The following is a 15,766-nucleotide window of genomic DNA, read 5'->3' as shown; positions in this document are numbered from 1 at the left end:
GCCGGGGCCCAGTTGGGAAGGCCTGTGAAATAAGGCGCGACCTACATCATCAGCGTCCCCCAACTGGGCCCCGGCCTTCGCCGGGGTGACGCTTCAGCCTGGATGGATCACACTCTGGTGTGGGTCTCGCCTTCAGTCGTCACCCCGGACCTGTTCCGGGGTCCACTGCGCCGCGAACGTAACGGCGGCGTGTTTGCGGAACGGTGAATGCCGGGACGAGCCCGGCATGACGAAGATGAACCGGCACGACCAATAAGGAATATCCCATCATGAGCGCGATCGACGATGCGGTTTCACGGCGCGCGATGCTCGGCACCGCCGCCTTTGGTGCAATGCTGGCAACCACTCCCGCCCGCCTCGCCGCGGCAGGTCAGGCCATGCAAGAACCCGATCCCCGCACCGCTTTCCCGCTGATCCAAAGCGGCCGCGCCGCCACGATCATCGTCGACCGCGACGCGGACACCGCGGTGCAGCGCGTCGCCGCCAGCCTCGCTACCGACCTCGCCCGCGTCGCCGGCACCCGCGTGAAACCGGTACGCCAGCAAATCGATGGCGCACGCGGACCGGTCATCCTCATCGGCGTGCTCGGCCAGAGCAAGGCGATCGACGCGCTCGTCGCCGCCGGCAAGATCGCCGCCGCCGACCTGCGCGGCGAATGGGAAGCGTTCCGTCAGATCGTCGTCGACCGCCCGTGGCCGAACGTGCCGCGTGCGCTGGTGATCGTCGGCGCCGACCGCCGCGGCGCGGTGTTCGGCAGCTACGACGTGTCGGAACGGATCGGCGTCTCGCCGTGGCACTGGTTCGCCGACGTGCCGGTCGCGCGCCGCACGGAGGTGCTGTTCCCCGCCGGATCGTACCGCGACCAGCCGAAGGTCCGCTACCGCGGCTTCTTCATCAACGATGAGGATCCGTGCCTGAAGGGCTGGGCGACGAAGAAGTTCGGCGGCGTGAATTCGGCGATGTACGCGCACGTCTTCGAACTGCTGCTGCGCATGAAGGGCAATTACCTGTGGCCTGCGATGTGGGGCAAGGCGTTCGCCGACGACGATCCAAAGAGCATGGTGCTGGCGGACGCGATGGGCGTGGTGATGGGCAATTCGCACCACGAACCGATGCTGCGCGCACAGGCCGAATGGCACCGTCACAAGGAAGACCCGACGCGCGGCGGCGCATGGGACTATACGAAGAACACCGCCAACCTGCGCGCCTTCTGGCGCGGCGGGATCGAGCGGATGATGGCGAAGGGCGACGGCAAGGGCTATGAGTCGGTCGTCACCGTCGGGATGCGCGGCGACGGCGACGAGGCGATGGCGGAGGGCACCGCGACCGAATTGCTCGAACGCGTCGTCGCGGATCAGCGCGCGATCATCGCCGAGGTCACGCACCGCCCCGCCAGCGAGACACCGCAGGTCTGGGCGCTCTACAAGGAAGTCCAGGATTATTACGACAAGGGCATGAAGGTGCCCGACGACGTCACCTTGCTCTTCTCGGACGACAATTGGGGACAGATCCGCCGGCTTCCCGAGGCCGGCGCCGCGCCGCGAAAGGGTGGCTACGGCATCTATTATCATTTCGATTACGTCGGCGTGCCGCGCAACTACAAATGGATCAACACCAACCAGATCGAAAAGGTCTGGCAGCAGATGGACCTCGCCTACGCCAGCGGGGTCCGCAACATGTGGATCGTCAACGTCGGCGATATCAAGCCGATGGAATATCCGCTCGGCTTCTTCCTGAAGATGGCGTGGAACCCGGAGGCGATGACCCCGCAGGCGCTCGCCGCCTATCCGCGCGACTGGGCGGCGGCGACCTTCGGCGCGGCACAGGCCGCGGCGATCGGCGCGATCGTCACCGACTACAGCCGCTATGCCGCGCGGCGAAAGCCGGAGCTGATCGACCAGAACAGCTTCCCGCTCGGCGGCGTGACCGCGACCGAACTCGACGGCGGCGCGTTCGGCGCGATCGTTGCCGAATGGGACGATCTGGAGCGGCGGATGCTCGCCGTGCGCGCGGCGTTACCGGCTGCATCCCGCGACGCTTTTTTCCAGCTTGTCGAGCACCCGGTCGCCGCCATGGCCAATTTGTACCGGCTATTTTACGCCGCGGCGTGGAACGAGCGGCTGACCCGCAGCAACGATGCGCGCGCCAATTACTTCGCCGATCAGGTCGAGGCGACCTTCCGCCGCGACGCCGAGCTGACGAAAGAATACCACGAAATCAACGGCGGCAAGTGGGACGGCATGATGGCGCAGGTCCATATGAGCTACGTCACCTGGAACGATCCGACGCAGCAATCCATGCCCAGCATCACCCGCGTCGCCGCCGACACGCCTGATTCCAAACGAAATATCCAGCCGCGCTTCGCCGCGCCCACGCGCGCGCCGAAGGGCATGGTGTCCGTGGAAGCCACCGCGTTCAGCCGCGCCCGCCCCGCGCGCGGCGTACGCTGGACCACGATCCCGCACCTCGGCAAGACCCGCGGCGCGATGGTCGCGCTTCCGCAAGGCCGCGCCGCGACGCGCGCGGAGGATCAGATGTCACTGGATTATGACGTGATTCTCGAAAGCGCGGGCGTCGCGGAGGTCACTTTGTACCTCGCACCGACGCTCGACACGACCGGTGGAAAGGGCGTCCGCGTCGCGGTCGCGCTGAACAACGGCCCCACGCAACTGCTTCAGGCGCGACTGGAGGCGACCGGCGGCGCGCAGGACACGCCCGCCAAACAGGCGTGGGCGGAAGCAGTGCGCGACAACGTCGTGAAACTAACGGCGAAAATGGGTCCGGTGCGCGCCGGCCGGCACACGATCCGCGTCTCGCGCATCGATGACAATGTCGTGCTCGAACGCGTGACGCTCGCCACGACGTAGCGCCAACCGCCCCGATTTAGTCGAGCGCTGGCAGCGAGATCGTCTTCTCGACCGTTGCTGCCACGCGCGCGCCCGCCGCCATCTCGGCGCTGCGTCCGGTGAAGAACGGCGCCCCCAGCGCGATGGTGCCCAGCACCGCCCCCGCCGTCACCGACGCATGATCGGACGCCTTCCCCGACAGGCGGACGGTCCTGTTTCCCGCCGTGGTGTAGAGCGGGCGCAGCAACAGCCTGCCGGACATCCCCATGGCGCCCTTCGCGCGGGCGTCGACGATCTGACCGACCGCCCCGGCACCGCGCCGGACGACGATCTTTCCGTCCACGACCACGTCATCGACGACGCGCAACGGCACCATATCCCCTTTCACCGCCGATTTGCTGGACAGCGCGACGGTGGTTTCCAGCATCACTGGCGTGCCGAGGGGAACGACGACGTCCACCGCCTGTGCGCCCGCTGCGGACGCGATCATGACGATCGCGGCGCCGGCGCGCATGATCGTCATGGCTGGACGACCGTCGCGCCGCCCTGCGAAGACGCGCCCAGCGGGATCGGCGTATCGCGCGCCACATATCCCGCGAGCAGCTCGCCCGCCTTGATCTTCGCATTATTCCCCCGGTGGAACAGGCCGACCCAGCCCGTGAACAGCACCGCCACCCCAGCGGAGCCCGCGCCCGTGCCCTTCGCGCTCATCTCGCCCTCCAGCGGAATCTCCACCCCGCCCAGCCGGATCGCGAGCAGCTTGGCCGTCATCCGGCCCGACTTCCCCAGCCCTCCCGAATCGACGGCCGACACGACCTGCCCGAATGCCGGGGTCCCGACGGGCACGACCACCCGCCCCCCGACCTCGACCGGCTTGTTGACCCGCAGCTTGAACAGCTGCCCGGGGACGGCGTCCGCGGTGCTCACCTCCGCGGGCGCCATCAGCTCGACCGGCGTATCCTGCGGCAGCGTCACCGAAGCGCTGGCATCCGCCTGTGCCGTCACCGGCACGCCGATCACTGGCGTCGACGCCTGAAGCGCCAGCGCAAACAACATCATCGATCGAATCCCCCACAGACGCCCGACTGTGCGCCGTCAAACCTGGCCACGCAAGATGTTGCCAGTCGTCGTCAAAAATCCGAAGAGCCACCCGCAACGGGTAAATATGCCCGCTCTGCAAACGGGGGAATAACCATGATGATCGCTCGCGCCTTCGCGCTCGCCATTGCACTCGCTCTTGTGCCGGGCAGCGCCAGCGCAAAGGAAAAAGAAGTAAAACAATATGTTGTCGTCAACGAAGACGTCGGCGTGCCCGTCTTCGCCTACGACCTGACCGATCGTCCGTACACGGTCGTGGGCGAGGTGAAGGCCGGTGTCCGCAAGGCGTCCGTGTTCAGCAAGGAAGCCTCGCAGAAGAAGATCTATCGCGAGCTTTGGGAACGCGCCGAGAAGCTGGGCGCAGACGCCGTCATCAATGCCAAGTACGGCGACTCGCACGTCTCGCTCACGAGCTGGGGCAAGACCAACGCGACGGGAACGGCCGTCAAGTTCACCGCGGCCGCCAAGTAACACGCCGCACCGCGCCGGGGAGGGCGGGCGCCGCCGGCCCTCCCCGTGACGTTGCGCGCCGATCGAGCCCGATCGGACCTTCGCTGCACCGTCGCTAGAGCGACAAGCTTGCAACCTGACCCGTTCGCGCTGAGCTTGTCGAAGTGCGTGTTCCGGGCATTTCGCTTGGCTCACGTGCTTCGACAGGCTCAGCACGAACGGGATGAGCGATTCGGGTTCAGCGCGCGCAGCTCTACTGCTTCCACGTCTTCTCGCGCAGGTTCAACTGGCCCAGCTTGCGCGCCTTCAACCGCGGGCCCAAGAAGCGATGGAAATACCAGTCCTTCGCCGCGGCCGGCGTGAAATGGTAGAGCAGCCGCTCGGCCAGCGTCCAGCGCACGCGTGTGCGGTCGGTGCGGCGATCGGACGGAATACACCACAGGTCGAAGGGATAGACGACCCGCCCCTGCTGCACGACGCGCTGCATGATCTCGTGATCCATGAGCACATACGGCCAGAACCGTTCGGCATAGCCCCCCGCGGCCAGCAAGGCCCGCGTGCGAAACGTCTGCCCGAACCCGCCGGTGTGCGTCTGCTTCGGCCATAGCCGGCTCGCGACCTGATTGTGCCGGCGCTTGCGCAAGGCGGCGGCCGGATCGGCGGGCACGTCGGTCGCCATCACCGCGACGATATCGGACGTCGCATAAGCGGCATCGGCGATCGCCAGATAATCGGGCGGATAATAGGTGTCGGCATCGCCGAACGCCACATAGGTGGTCGCGAGGTGCGGCATCGCGGCTTCCAGCGCGAAGATCTTGCCGGGGCGCGCTTCCGCGAGATGGATCACCTCGACTCCCGGCAGGATCGCCCCGCGCGCGATCGCCGCCGAGCCGTCGGTCGATCCATTGTCGACGAGGATCAGGCGGAACGGCTTGAGCGTCTGCGCGGCAAGCGATGCGAGCGTTGCGGGAAGATACTCCGCTTCATCGAAGTAGGCTATTACGAAAGTCCATTCCATACAGCCACTTAGCGATATTCGACGCCAAGTCGAAGTGTTCGCTGGGTGACGGTGCGATCGGGATGGTCATGCGCCGGTCGAAACCGGCGGCTTTTCGCCGGCTAGAGCGTTACCGGACCAAGTTGGATCATCGGCACGGAGGAGATTTTGGTGTGGTGCGAGGCGTGAGGAGGGAGCGATGCAAAAGCATCGTGACCGACGAGCAACGCGGCATCACACCGAAAGCGCCCCGCCGCGCAGCGGTCGCCCGCAGGGCGATGACGGTGGTTCAACTTGGTCCGGTAACGCTCTAGTCTCGGGCTAGATGAAGGCCGGCGCCGGGGAACACCGGCACGGTTCGACCATCAGCGCTGCCGCTTTGTCGCCTTTTCCTCCTTTCCCGGCAATTGGATCGATTCGGGTTTGATCTCTGGCAGAGCGACGTTGTCCGGATTTTGCGTGCGAGCCTCAACGAGTGGCGACTGCAACAGCAACGATCGCGAGATCGGGGTCAGTCTGCGCCACACCTTCTAACGACCGACAGATCATCGATCCCGCAAGCGGACGGCAGACAACAGGGCGACCATCACGCTTGCGGGATTGTTCGTGTCATGGCGGATCGAGACGCTGGCGGGGGCGGCGCATCCTGGGTCGCGAAAATACAGGCAGTTGCCACCCGACGACCACCGGCCGACACCTCTCCCCATTACAGACGCAGCGGCTGAACCTGCTTGACGAGCGTGTGCCCGGTCATTCGGCTGCGCGGTAGATAATTCAGCGGGCGTACGCCGCCGCCGCCCTCGATCGCCGGTCGGGAGTGAGTATCACAGCGTCCTGCGCACGGCGACACTTGCCCTCCCCCCACGCACGCTTATCGATACTGCGCGCGGTCTTCCATCACGATCGGCCATGATGTCGGCAAGGACGGGCGCGAATGTCCCGTACGGTCACGCCAGACTGTTGCCGTACCCAATGACGATGGTCGCGGCGACCAGCAGCGCGATGCCCGCCCAGACGGTCGCGCGCACCGAGCGGGGCGTCCCGCGCCATTCGCGAGCCGCAAAGCCCCAGAGTGTGCCGAAGATGATGATCGACGCCATGTGCAACGTCCATGACGAGAAGCCGAGCCGTCCCATCTGGCTCTCGCCCATCGTGTAGAAGAAGAACTGAAAATACCACAACGTCCCGCCCAGCCCGGCAAGCAGGTAATTGCGCGCGAGCGCCGGGCGCTTGATCGTCGCGGCTTGGGCACGCCCGAGCCATTGCGCGCCGGAACGGTTGCGTATGATCAGCGCCGCGCACCAGATGGCGTTGGTAACCAGACCGCCGAACATGACGAGGCACAGCACCGGCAGCCCCGTCCAGAGCGGCCCGGTCCCTACGGCCGAGGACAACGCCCTGACCGGCTCGCCCGCCGCCAGCCCGAACGCGAAGCACGATGACATGATGCCCGAGAAGATTGCGACGCCGATACCCTTGCGGAAGTCGAACTCCGCCACCGCATCCGCCGCTTCCGTGCCATCCAGCGCGGCATTCTTGCGCGCGCCCGCCGCCGCGACCACGACGATACCCGCCAGTGTCACCACCAGTCCGACCAGAATGACCCGCCCGCTGGTCGTATCGAGCAGCTTCGCGGCGAACTCGCCGTGAACGATCGGCGGAAGGAGTGTTCCGAAGACCGTGCACAGCCCCAGCACCACCGCCATTCCCAGCGACAGTCCCAGATAACGCATCGTCAGCCCATAGGTCAGCCCGCCGAAGCCCCAGAGCGCCCCGAAGAGAATACACATCCCGGCGGTGTGCGCGGGCACCTGCGCCAGTACGCCGCCCAGATCGTGCGTCATCACCGCCGCGAACAGCCATGGCGCCACGAGCCACGAGAACAGCCCGCCGGTCAGCCAGAGCACTTCCCAATTCCAGCCGCGTACGCCGCGATACGGCACGTAGAAGCTCGCCGAGGACAGCCCGCCAAGCCAATGGTAGAAGACGCCGATCAGGGGATTGAGCATCGGCGTCCTCCGCGTTCGGATGATGGTGCGAGCCGCGGACCGAGCCCGAGGCGGTAGAGGCGATCGGCGTTGCGGCCCCACATCGCGCGCCGCTCGTCCTCCGAAAAGGCGGCGGTCGCCGCGGCGAGTACTTCCAGACAGCGATCGAAGGGCGCGAACAAGGTGTCGGTCGGCGTGTCGCTCGCGATCAGGCAGCGCGCCGGTCCGAACAGCTCGATCGCTTCCGCCAAAAGCGGACGCACCAATGTGTCGGTCCAGTGCCGGTCGACGAAGCCGAGCCCCGACAGCTTGATCGCGACGTTCGGCAAGGCGGCGAGCCGCCGTACACCGACGCGCCATTGTGCCAGCCCGTCCGGGTCGGAAAGCACTGGCATCCCGAGATGGTTGATGATGGCCGTCACATCCGGGTGCCGCGCGATCAGCGTGGCCAGCCCGGGCATCTGACCGGGGTAACATTGCAGGTCGAACGACAGCCCATGCCGCGCCAGCCGCGCGAACCCTGCCTGCCACGCGGACGACTGCGTCAGGTCGTGCGGCTGATAGCTGCGCCGCGGATCGGGGTGCCAGTTGACGATCTGCCGGATGCCGCACACGCGCGGATGCGCGGCCTGTGCCTCCAGCAGCCGCTCGACCTGCGGATCGTCGAGCGGCGCGAAGGCGACGATCCCGGTCGGCAGACCGTCAGCCCCGGCGATTTCCTCCAGCCAGCGGGTTTCTTCGAGCGATTGCGCGGGGTCGGCGCCGGCATCGACATGCACCGCGCCCACCATGTTCCACCGCGACGCTTGCGCCCGGTAATCGGCGACCGTGAAGGTCCGCGCGATCGCCGCGACGCTGCCGTTCGGCCCGTGGTCGGTGAACGGCGGCGTCAGCCACGGATAGCGCAGCCGGTCGAGATCCCAGAGATGGATATGCGCATCGACGAACGGCGGGCGCGCCGCGGCCTCTCTGCCGCGCGGCGCGCCCGCCATCGGCTGCGAGGGCTCGCGCATCAGTAGGTCGTTCGCCCGCCCGAGGTGTCGAACGTCGCCGCGGTGGTGAAGCTACATTCCGCCGAGGCCATGAAGCATACCATCGCCGCCGATTCAGTGACCTCGCCCAGCCTTCCCATCGGGATCTTGCCCTTCATATAGTCGACCTGGCTCTGTGGCAGCTGCGCGAGGATCGGACTTTCGAAGGTCGCCGGTGTCAGCGCGTTGACGATGATCCCCTTCTCCGCAACCTCCTTGCCCAGCGACTTGGTGAAACCCAGCACCCCCGCCTTCGACGCAGAATAAGCGGAGGCGAAGGGATTGCCCTCCTTGCCGGCGACCGAAGCGATGTTGACGATCCGGCCGTACCCATTCGCCAGCATGTACGGCACGATCGCGCGGCAGCAGTAGAAGAGGCCATTCAGATTGACCTCGATCACGCGCTGCCAACTGTCCAGCGGATAGGATTGTACCGGGCCGGTCGCGCCGGTGATCCCCGCCGAACAGATGAGGATATCGACCTTCCCCAACAACGCGACGCTGTCTTGCGCCGCGGCGGCGACGGCGCCTGCGTCCGCGACGTCGATCGCGCAGGTGCCCGCCGCGCCGATCGCCACGGCCGCTTCCGCCAGCGCCTCTTCCTCACGATCCCACAGGCAGACGCGCCCGCCTTCGCGCACGATCCGTTCGGCGGTGGCGCGGCCGAGCCCCGACGCGCCGCCGGTGACGATCGCCGCCCGCCCGTCGAATCTCCCAGCGAAGCTTGTCATCCCAGCCTCGCGCTGTCGAAGCCGACGACCTGCTGGCGCTGCGTGCCCAGCCCCTCGATCGCCAGTTCCATGACGTCGCCAGGCTTCAGGAAGATCTTCTCGGGCTTCTTGCCCTCCCCCACCCCCGGTGGCGTGCCGGTGATCAGGAGATCGCCGGGCAACAGCGTGACGAAGCGGCTGACATAGGCGATCAGTTCGGCGACGCCGAAGATCATCGTGCGCGTGTTGCCGGTCTGCATCCGCTCGCCGTTCACGTCGAGCCGCATGTCGAGCGCCTGTGGATCACCGATCTCGTCGGGCGTCACCAGCCACGGGCCGACCGGGCAGAAGGTGTCGTGCCCCTTGCCCTTCGACCATTGCGTGCCGCGCTCCTTCTGGTTGAAGCGCTCCGACACGTCGTTGGCGAGCACATAGCCTGCGACATGATCGAGCGCGTCGGCCTCCGCGACATAACGGCATGTCCGCCCGATCACGACGCCCAGCTCGACCTCCCAGTCGCCGTGCATCGCGCCCTCGGGCAGCATGACGTCGTCGTTCGGACCGGACAGGCTGGTGACCGCCTTCATGAACATCATCGGCTCGGTCGGGATCGGCAGGTTCGACTCGATCGCATGGTCGCGATAGTTGAGCCCGATCGCAACGATCTTGCCGACCCCCGTGATCGGCACGCCGTAGCGCACGCCCTCGGGCGCGAGCGGCAGCGTCTCGGGATCGATCGTGGCGAGTTGCGCCAGGCGTTCGACGGTGAGGTCGGGCACCTGCGCGGACAGATCGCGCACGCGACCCTGCGCGTCGATGACGCCGGGCTGTTCGGCGCCGATCGCGCCGAAACGACAGAATTTCATCGGCAAGTCCTCAATGGATATAGGGACGGTGAAGCGGAACGTCGGGATTGAGATCGACCCCGAAACCGGGACGATCGAGCGCCGACGCGCGGATGCGGCCGTTCACCGGCACCGGCTCGCCCAGCAATTGCGGCGCGAACATCGGCACCACCTCGGTCGGACCGGGATGCATCATCAGGAATTCGGCAAACGGCGAATTATGGCGCGTCACCACGAAATGATAGCTGTAGACCGACGAGCCGTGCGGAATGACCATCGCGCCGCGCGTGTCGGCATAGTTCGCGATCTTGATGAGTTCTGTAATGCCGCCGCACCAGCCGACATCGGGCTGGATGATGTCGCAACATTCCATGTCGAGCAGCATCCGAAAACCCCAGCGCGTCGCCTCATGCTCGCCGGTCGTCACCAGCAGGCCGCGCGGCGCGTTCTTCCTGAGCTGCGCATAGCCCCAGTAATCGTCGGGGCTCAGCGCCTCCTCGATCCACTTCAGCCCGCATTCGTTCCACGCACGATGCGCGAGCCGCGTGGCATAATCGACGTCGAGGCTCATCCAGCAATCGTACATCAGCCAGAAATCGTCGCCGCACTTGCCGCGCATGTCTGCAAGCAAGGCGATGTTCTTCTCCAGCCCCTCCAGCCCTTCGGCCGGACCGTGGTGGAGCGGCAGCTTGCCGCCGATGAAGCCCAGCTCGCGCGCGATGTCGGGGCGCGCACCGGTCGCGTAGAATTGCAACTCGTCACGCACCGCCCCGCCGAGCATGTGGCAAACCGGTTCGCCGCGCAGCTTGCCCAGCAAATCCCACAGCGCGAGGTCGACGCCGGAGATCGCGTTGATGACCAGCCCCTTGCGCCCGTAATATTGCGTCGAGAAATACATTTGGTCCCAGATCTTCTCGACCTCGACCGGATCGCGCCCTTCCAGAAAACGGGCGAGATGCTTCTCTACGATATAGCAGGCCGGCTCGCCACCGGTCGTCACCGCGAAGCCGACCGTGCCGTCCTCCGCCTCGATCTCCACCACCAACGTGCCGAGCACGTTGATCCCGAACGAGCGCCGCGACTGGCGATATTCGGGATAGCGGCTCATCGGGGTCGCGATATGATCGTCGATCCAGTGCGCGCCCTGCTGGTCGTGATAGTCCGCACCACCACCTTTCGCGGTAAAGGCGCGGACATGCTTGATCTTCGACAATCCCACCGCGCATGCTCTCCCGGCTCTCACAACACCGGCCTACCAATGCAGCCGATTTTTTCCTACATGCTGAGCACATACTTTACAAAGTGGCATTTACCGCGTCAACCGACCGATGATCGTTCGAGTGAGGACCAGTCGGATGAGGCAGTGACCGCGGCGATTGGCGGAGAGGAATGGCGTGCTACTGGAACGAAAGAGATTTCTTATCACGGGTGGATCGCGCGGAATCGGGCGCGCGGCGGCGATCGAGGCCGCGCGGCAGGGCGCCGACGTCGCGCTTCACCACTTCGACGATGACGACGGCGCCGCCGAAACCGTCGCGGCAATCACGGCGCTTGGCCGACGCGCGATCGCGGTCGCAGGCGATGTGGCCGAACCCGCGGCAGCCACCGCCTTCATCGCGGAAGCGACCACGGCATTGGGCGGTATCGACATCTTCGTCAGCAACGCCGGCATTTGCCCCTTCCACGCCTTTCTCGACATGCCGGCCGCGACATTCGAGCGCACCATGCGCGTCAACCTGCACGGCGCGTTCCACATGGTGCAGGCTGCGGCCAATCAGATGGTGCGTCAGGGCGGCGGCGGCGCGATCGTCGCCGTATCCTCAATCTCCGCCCTGGTCGGCGGCGAGTATCAGACGCATTATACCCCGACCAAGGCGGGCGTACACTCCTTGATGCAATCGGCAGCAATCGCGCTGGGGCGGTACGGCATCCGTTGCAACTCGGTGCTGCCAGGTACGATCTTGACTGACATCAACAAGGATGACCTCGCGGATCCTGCAAAGCGTGAGCGGATGGCGTCACGCATTCCGCTTGGCCGCCTCGGCGAGCCCGAGGATCTCGCCGGGCCGATCGTCTTCCTGGCCTCCGACCTCGCCCACTACGTCACAGGCGCCGCGCTGCTGGTGGACGGGGGCGCGTTCGTGAATTTGCAATAATCCGGCGTCGGAACGCTAGAGGCGGGGAAGCACTGCCCCGCCTCCGACAGGCAATCAGCTTGCGGCGTTGCTGTATTTGATCGTGCCGTTCACCCCGCCGGGATAGAATCCACCGCCGCTCACCGCCGTCTTCGACGCATAGGCGATGTTGAGCACGAGGTCGGGGGTTCGACCGAGGAGCGACGCTGAGTTGGAGTTACGGACGTCGATCACCACGATGCTCGTGCCGTCGGTATCACCCACGCCGTTCTCGTAATTCGCGACCAGATACGTGCCGTCGCCGCCGTTCAGATTGTTACGCGCCAGCACCATTTTGTCTTCGGTATCGTAAAGCGCCTTTTTTGCGAGCCCGGCCCGGTGCTCGCTGCGAACGGCCATAAAGAAGGCCCGCCGTGCACGGGGCACGACGGACCAATATTCACACCAAGCCTGGCGTCGCCTGCGGATCAGCCGACGTCGAAGTGGTAGCGTCCCGCCGGCACGCTCAGGATCGCCTCCTGTGCAGTGCGTTGTTCGACGGTCACCGGCTTGCCGCCCTCTGACAGTCGCGCGCCCTGCGCCGCGGGCAGATGGACGCGCGCCACGCTGCCCACCGGTACGGTCAGGTCGAGCGAGAAGCGGTCCTTGTCCTGTTGCCAGCGCGTGCTGATCCGCCCAAGCCGCGAGTCATAGGTCGCGCCCGCCGACGTCATGCGCGCGTCGCGCAGCGGACGAACCGTGAAGCGCGTGAAGCCGGGGGCGGTCGGCGCGATCCCGGCGATGCGGCGGAACATGAAGCCGACCACCGCGCCCAATGCGTAATGGTTGAAGGAGTTCATCGATCGGTCGCCCGCGTCGCTGTTCCACCGCTCCCAGGTCGTCGTCGCGCCCTTGGCGATCATATAGCCCCACGACGGATAGTCGGTGCGCAGTAACAGGTCGTAGACCAGTGCGATCTGCCCCGCATCCGCCAGCACGTCGAGGCTGTACGGCGTGCCGAGGAAACCGGTCGACAGCAACGTACCGCGCCGTCTGATATCCGCCACCAGACGCTGCACCGCCCCTGCTCTCGCCCCCGGCGCGAGCAGATCGAAATGCAGTGCGAGGATGTAGCCGGTCTGCGACCCGTTGCCGATCGACCCGTCGGCGTGCACGAACGCACCCCGAAACGCCGCAGCCAGCTTGCCCGACAAGGCGGCGTAACGTGCCGCCTCCTGCGGCCGCCCGCTGGCGCGCGCCATGTCTGCCATCTGGTCCGCAGCGGCCTTCCAGAAAGCGGTACCGATCAGATCCTTGGGCGTCGTCGGATCGCCGGGATTGACGGCGTCAAGCGCCAGCCAGTCGCCGTAGTCGGAGCCGCGCGCCTTCGACCAGACCAGATCGGGGTTGCTCGTCTGGATGGAGGCGAGGAACCGCTCCATCGACGCCCAATGCTGGTCGATGATCCCGGTGTCGCCATAGCGCTGCCATACCGTCCACGGCAGCGCGACGCCTGCATCGCCCCAACCCGGAGCGGATCCCTTGTCGGAGATATGGTCGTGCCCTGCGATCGGCGCGATGTCCGAATAGCCGCCGCTTTCAAGCTGTGCATCGCGCATGTCGCGCATGAAGCGTTGCGTGAACGCCGCAGTGTCCATGTTGAAGCTCGCCGCGTCCCAGAACACGTGCGCATCGCCGGTCCAGCCCAGCCGCTCGTCACGCTGTGGGCAATCGGTCGGGATGCCGGTGAAGTTCGACCGCTGGCTCCACCGGCTGTTGAGCCACAGCCGTTGCGGTACATAGCTGCCGAGCTGCAGGTCGCTGGTCTCGGTCAGGTCACTGCGGATCGAGATGCCGGTGATCTCCGCGGCGGTGATCGGTCGGCCGAGCCCCTCCACCTGCACGTAGCGGAAGCCGTGATAGGTGAAGCGTGGTTCGTAGCCTTCCGCTTCGCCATCGGTCGCGAACGTATAATGATCGGTGGCGTCCGCGGCACGCAGATTGCTCTGGTCGACGCTGCCATCCGCATTGATCAGTTCCGAATAGCGCAGCCGCACCGTCGTGCCGCGTCGCCCCTTCAGCACGACGCGCGTCCAGCCGGTGAAGTTCTGTCCGAAATCCACCACCGACGCGCCATCGGATAGCGTCGCGATCGTCTGCGCGGGCAGGCGTTCCTTGCGACGGATCGGCGGCACGGTCGCCGCCACCAGCGCCGCGGTCGCCGGCGTCGCTTCCACTGCGGGCGACCAGCTGGCCCCGGGGGTGAAGCCGGCCCGGCTCCAGCCGTCCAGCGCACGGCGGGCGTCGTAATGTTCGCCGTCGTAGATCGTCGCGCTCGTCACCGGCGATTCCGCCACCATCCAGCCCGGGCCAGTCGCGACGGTCTGCGTGCGTCCGTCCTCGTAGCGGATCTCGAGCTGCCCGAAGAGGCGGAACGGCGGTTCGCCATACGAAAAGCGCCCGTCCGGCGAGATATAGCTGCCGTACCAGCCATCGGCGATATGCACGCCCAGCACATTGTCGCCGGGCACCAGCGTGTCGGCAACATCCTCGACGCAATAAAGGCAATGTTTGCGATAGTCGGTGAATTCGGGCCGCAGCAGCGCATCGTCGAGCCGCTTGCCGTTGAGTTCGGCTTCGTACATGCCGAGCGCGGTCAGGTAGAGCCGCGCGCTGGCGACGCGGCCATCGACGCGGAAGCCTTTGCGCAGCAGCGTCGCGGCGCGCGCCGGCATCGTCGCCTGTCCGTCCGCAGCGTTTGTCGCCACCCAGCCCGCCTCGTCCGCACCCGCCTGGCATTCTAGCCGCTCGCCGCCGAAGCGCACCGTGCGCCCGTCGGGGGTGATCACTCGCAGCAGCGCCGCGGCCCGTGCCGGCGCATCACCCGGCGCGCGTGTCTCGATCGTCAGCGTATGGGCGCCCGCCGTGACCGGCACGACCGCGCTGCGCGGACCGGGCGATCCCCAGCCGCCGCGCTTCGGCGCGATGATCTCGTTCCTATCCACGCGCACGGTGCAGTTGCCGCTGCACCCGATCAGCGCGGTCAGTTCACCATCGGTGGGAGCATCGAAGCGCAGCCGGAACATCTGGCGCTCGCCACGCTTCGCTACCGGCGCTGCCCGCCAGCCCAGCCCGGCCTCTCGATCGGCGCGTTGCAGCGGCGTTTCCGCGGACAGCCAGGACGCCGACCAGTCGGTCGGGGCCAGTAGCCCCATCTCCCAAAACGAAACCGGTGAGGTCGCCGCCGTCCGGTGCTCGTCCCAGGCGGTCACTCGCCACCAGACCCGCTGGCGCGATGTCAGCGGCGCACCGCCATAAGCGACGTCGAAAGACCGTTCGCCCGCGATTTGGCCGCTGTCCCATAGATCGAATCGTCCTGCCTCGGCACCCGCCCGCGTCGAGGCGACCCCAACCCGCCACGCCGCCTGCCGGGCCCCGCGCCGGTTGGAGCGAAGCTGCCATGACAGCCGCGGCTGCGGATCGTGCAGCCCCATCGGTTCGCGCAAGCCACCGACCAGCAGGCCATCGACGCCCCATGCCGGGACCCCGGTCATCGCGGCAAGCGCACCGTCACGCATCGGCAAAAGGGCAAGGCCGGCGCCGGCCCCCAGCAAAACGGAACGTCGCCTCGGCATCAAACCATCTCCCCGCGCCGACCGCGCGGCCCCGCCCCGCTTCCCGTCAGTC

The 15,766-nt window shown here is 66.6% G+C and carries 13 protein-coding genes; 3 read left to right on the top strand and 10 right to left on the bottom strand.

Annotation, left to right across the window (positions count from 1 at the left end):
• Window positions 1-269: 269 nt before the first annotated feature.
• On the top strand, window positions 270-2,867 hold the full coding sequence (locus tag PGN12_07530) for a glycosyl hydrolase 115 family protein (protein MEH3103743.1): 2,598 nt from the start codon (window positions 270-272) through the stop codon (window positions 2,865-2,867).
• A gap of 16 nt (window positions 2,868-2,883) precedes the next feature.
• On the opposite strand, the gene PGN12_07525 is transcribed toward PGN12_07530, so the two are convergent.
• Complete coding sequence (locus PGN12_07525) at window positions 2,884-3,369, bottom strand: hypothetical protein (protein ID MEH3103742.1); 486 nt, start codon at window positions 3,367-3,369, stop codon at window positions 2,884-2,886.
• Window positions 3,366-3,905: a hypothetical protein gene (locus PGN12_07520; protein ID MEH3103741.1), complete on the bottom strand. Its 540-nt coding sequence runs from the start codon at window positions 3,903-3,905 to the stop codon at window positions 3,366-3,368. Before PGN12_07520 ends, PGN12_07525 begins: the two co-directional genes overlap by 4 nt.
• Window positions 3,906-4,040: 135 nt before the next feature.
• Here PGN12_07520 and PGN12_07515 point away from each other — a divergent pair, with 135 nt between their 5' ends.
• Window positions 4,041-4,415, top strand: coding sequence for a heavy metal-binding domain-containing protein (locus tag PGN12_07515; GenBank protein ID MEH3103740.1), 375 nt, complete (start codon window positions 4,041-4,043; stop codon window positions 4,413-4,415).
• Between the two features lie 232 nt (window positions 4,416-4,647).
• On the opposite strand, the gene PGN12_07510 is transcribed toward PGN12_07515, so the two are convergent.
• From PGN12_07510 to rhmD, 6 genes are all read right to left on the bottom strand, one after another.
• Entirely contained in the window at window positions 4,648-5,412 is a 765-nt protein-coding gene (locus PGN12_07510; GenBank protein MEH3103739.1) for a glycosyltransferase family 2 protein, read from the bottom strand.
• A gap of 926 nt (window positions 5,413-6,338) precedes the next feature.
• Window positions 6,339-7,400 carry an L-rhamnose/proton symporter RhaT gene (gene rhaT / locus PGN12_07505; GenBank protein ID MEH3103738.1) on the bottom strand — a complete coding sequence of 354 codons (1,062 nt, stop codon included), beginning with the start codon at window positions 7,398-7,400 and terminating at the stop codon, window positions 6,339-6,341.
• Window positions 7,385-8,371 carry an amidohydrolase family protein gene (locus tag PGN12_07500; protein ID MEH3103737.1) on the bottom strand — a complete coding sequence of 329 codons (987 nt, stop codon included), beginning with the start codon at window positions 8,369-8,371 and terminating at the stop codon, window positions 7,385-7,387. Before PGN12_07500 ends, rhaT begins: the two co-directional genes overlap by 16 nt.
• 20 nt (window positions 8,372-8,391) lie before the next feature.
• On the bottom strand, window positions 8,392-9,141 hold the full coding sequence (locus PGN12_07495; GenBank protein ID MEH3103736.1) for an SDR family NAD(P)-dependent oxidoreductase: 750 nt from the start codon (window positions 9,139-9,141) through the stop codon (window positions 8,392-8,394).
• Entirely contained in the window at window positions 9,138-9,986 is an 849-nt protein-coding gene (locus PGN12_07490) for a fumarylacetoacetate hydrolase family protein (protein MEH3103735.1), read from the bottom strand. Before PGN12_07490 ends, PGN12_07495 begins: the two co-directional genes overlap by 4 nt.
• A 10-nt stretch (window positions 9,987-9,996) precedes the next feature.
• The gene (gene rhmD / locus PGN12_07485) at window positions 9,997-11,184 is read right to left on the bottom strand and encodes an L-rhamnonate dehydratase (protein MEH3103734.1); all 1,188 of its coding nucleotides are present in this window, start codon (window positions 11,182-11,184) and stop codon (window positions 9,997-9,999) included.
• A gap of 175 nt (window positions 11,185-11,359) precedes the next feature.
• On the opposite strand from rhmD, the gene PGN12_07480 reads away from it, so the two are divergent.
• Window positions 11,360-12,121 carry an SDR family NAD(P)-dependent oxidoreductase gene (locus tag PGN12_07480; protein MEH3103733.1) on the top strand — a complete coding sequence of 254 codons (762 nt, stop codon included), beginning with the start codon at window positions 11,360-11,362 and terminating at the stop codon, window positions 12,119-12,121.
• Window positions 12,122-12,175: 54 nt separating this feature from the next.
• Here the strand turns inward: PGN12_07480 and PGN12_07475 are convergent, their stop codons facing one another.
• Window positions 12,176-12,499 (bottom strand): hypothetical protein, encoded by a 324-nt coding sequence (locus PGN12_07475; GenBank protein MEH3103732.1) that lies wholly within the window; start codon window positions 12,497-12,499, stop codon window positions 12,176-12,178.
• 68 nt (window positions 12,500-12,567) lie between these two features.
• Window positions 12,568-15,657 (bottom strand): family 78 glycoside hydrolase catalytic domain, encoded by a 3,090-nt coding sequence (locus PGN12_07470; protein ID MEH3103731.1) that lies wholly within the window; start codon window positions 15,655-15,657, stop codon window positions 12,568-12,570.
• Between the last annotated feature and the right edge of the window lie 109 nt (window positions 15,658-15,766).

The sequence above is a fragment of the Sphingomonas phyllosphaerae genome, from assembly GCA_036946405.1.
Taxonomy (GTDB): Bacteria; Pseudomonadota; Alphaproteobacteria; order Sphingomonadales; family Sphingomonadaceae; genus Sphingomonas; species Sphingomonas phyllosphaerae_D.
This window is presented reverse-complemented; position numbering and strand designations above follow the sequence as displayed.

Coding starts and splice junctions, on each gene's coding strand:
- PGN12_07530 (MEH3103743.1), top strand. CDS start 270: ATGAGCGCGATCGACGATGCGGTTTCACGGCGCGCGATGCTCGGCACC.
- PGN12_07525 (MEH3103742.1), bottom strand. CDS start 3,369: ATGACGATCATGCGCGCCGGCGCCGCGATCGTCATGATCGCGTCCGCA.
- PGN12_07520 (MEH3103741.1), bottom strand. CDS start 3,905: ATGATGTTGTTTGCGCTGGCGCTTCAGGCGTCGACGCCAGTGATCGGC.
- PGN12_07515 (MEH3103740.1), top strand. CDS start 4,041: ATGATGATCGCTCGCGCCTTCGCGCTCGCCATTGCACTCGCTCTTGTG.
- PGN12_07510 (MEH3103739.1), bottom strand. CDS start 5,412: ATGGAATGGACTTTCGTAATAGCCTACTTCGATGAAGCGGAGTATCTT.
- rhaT (MEH3103738.1), bottom strand. CDS start 7,400: ATGCTCAATCCCCTGATCGGCGTCTTCTACCATTGGCTTGGCGGGCTG.
- PGN12_07500 (MEH3103737.1), bottom strand. CDS start 8,371: ATGGCGGGCGCGCCGCGCGGCAGAGAGGCCGCGGCGCGCCCGCCGTTC.
- PGN12_07495 (MEH3103736.1), bottom strand. CDS start 9,141: ATGACAAGCTTCGCTGGGAGATTCGACGGGCGGGCGGCGATCGTCACC.
- PGN12_07490 (MEH3103735.1), bottom strand. CDS start 9,986: ATGAAATTCTGTCGTTTCGGCGCGATCGGCGCCGAACAGCCCGGCGTC.
- PGN12_07475 (MEH3103732.1), bottom strand. CDS start 12,499: ATGGCCGTTCGCAGCGAGCACCGGGCCGGGCTCGCAAAAAAGGCGCTT.
- PGN12_07470 (MEH3103731.1), bottom strand. CDS start 15,657: ATGCGTGACGGTGCGCTTGCCGCGATGACCGGGGTCCCGGCATGGGGC.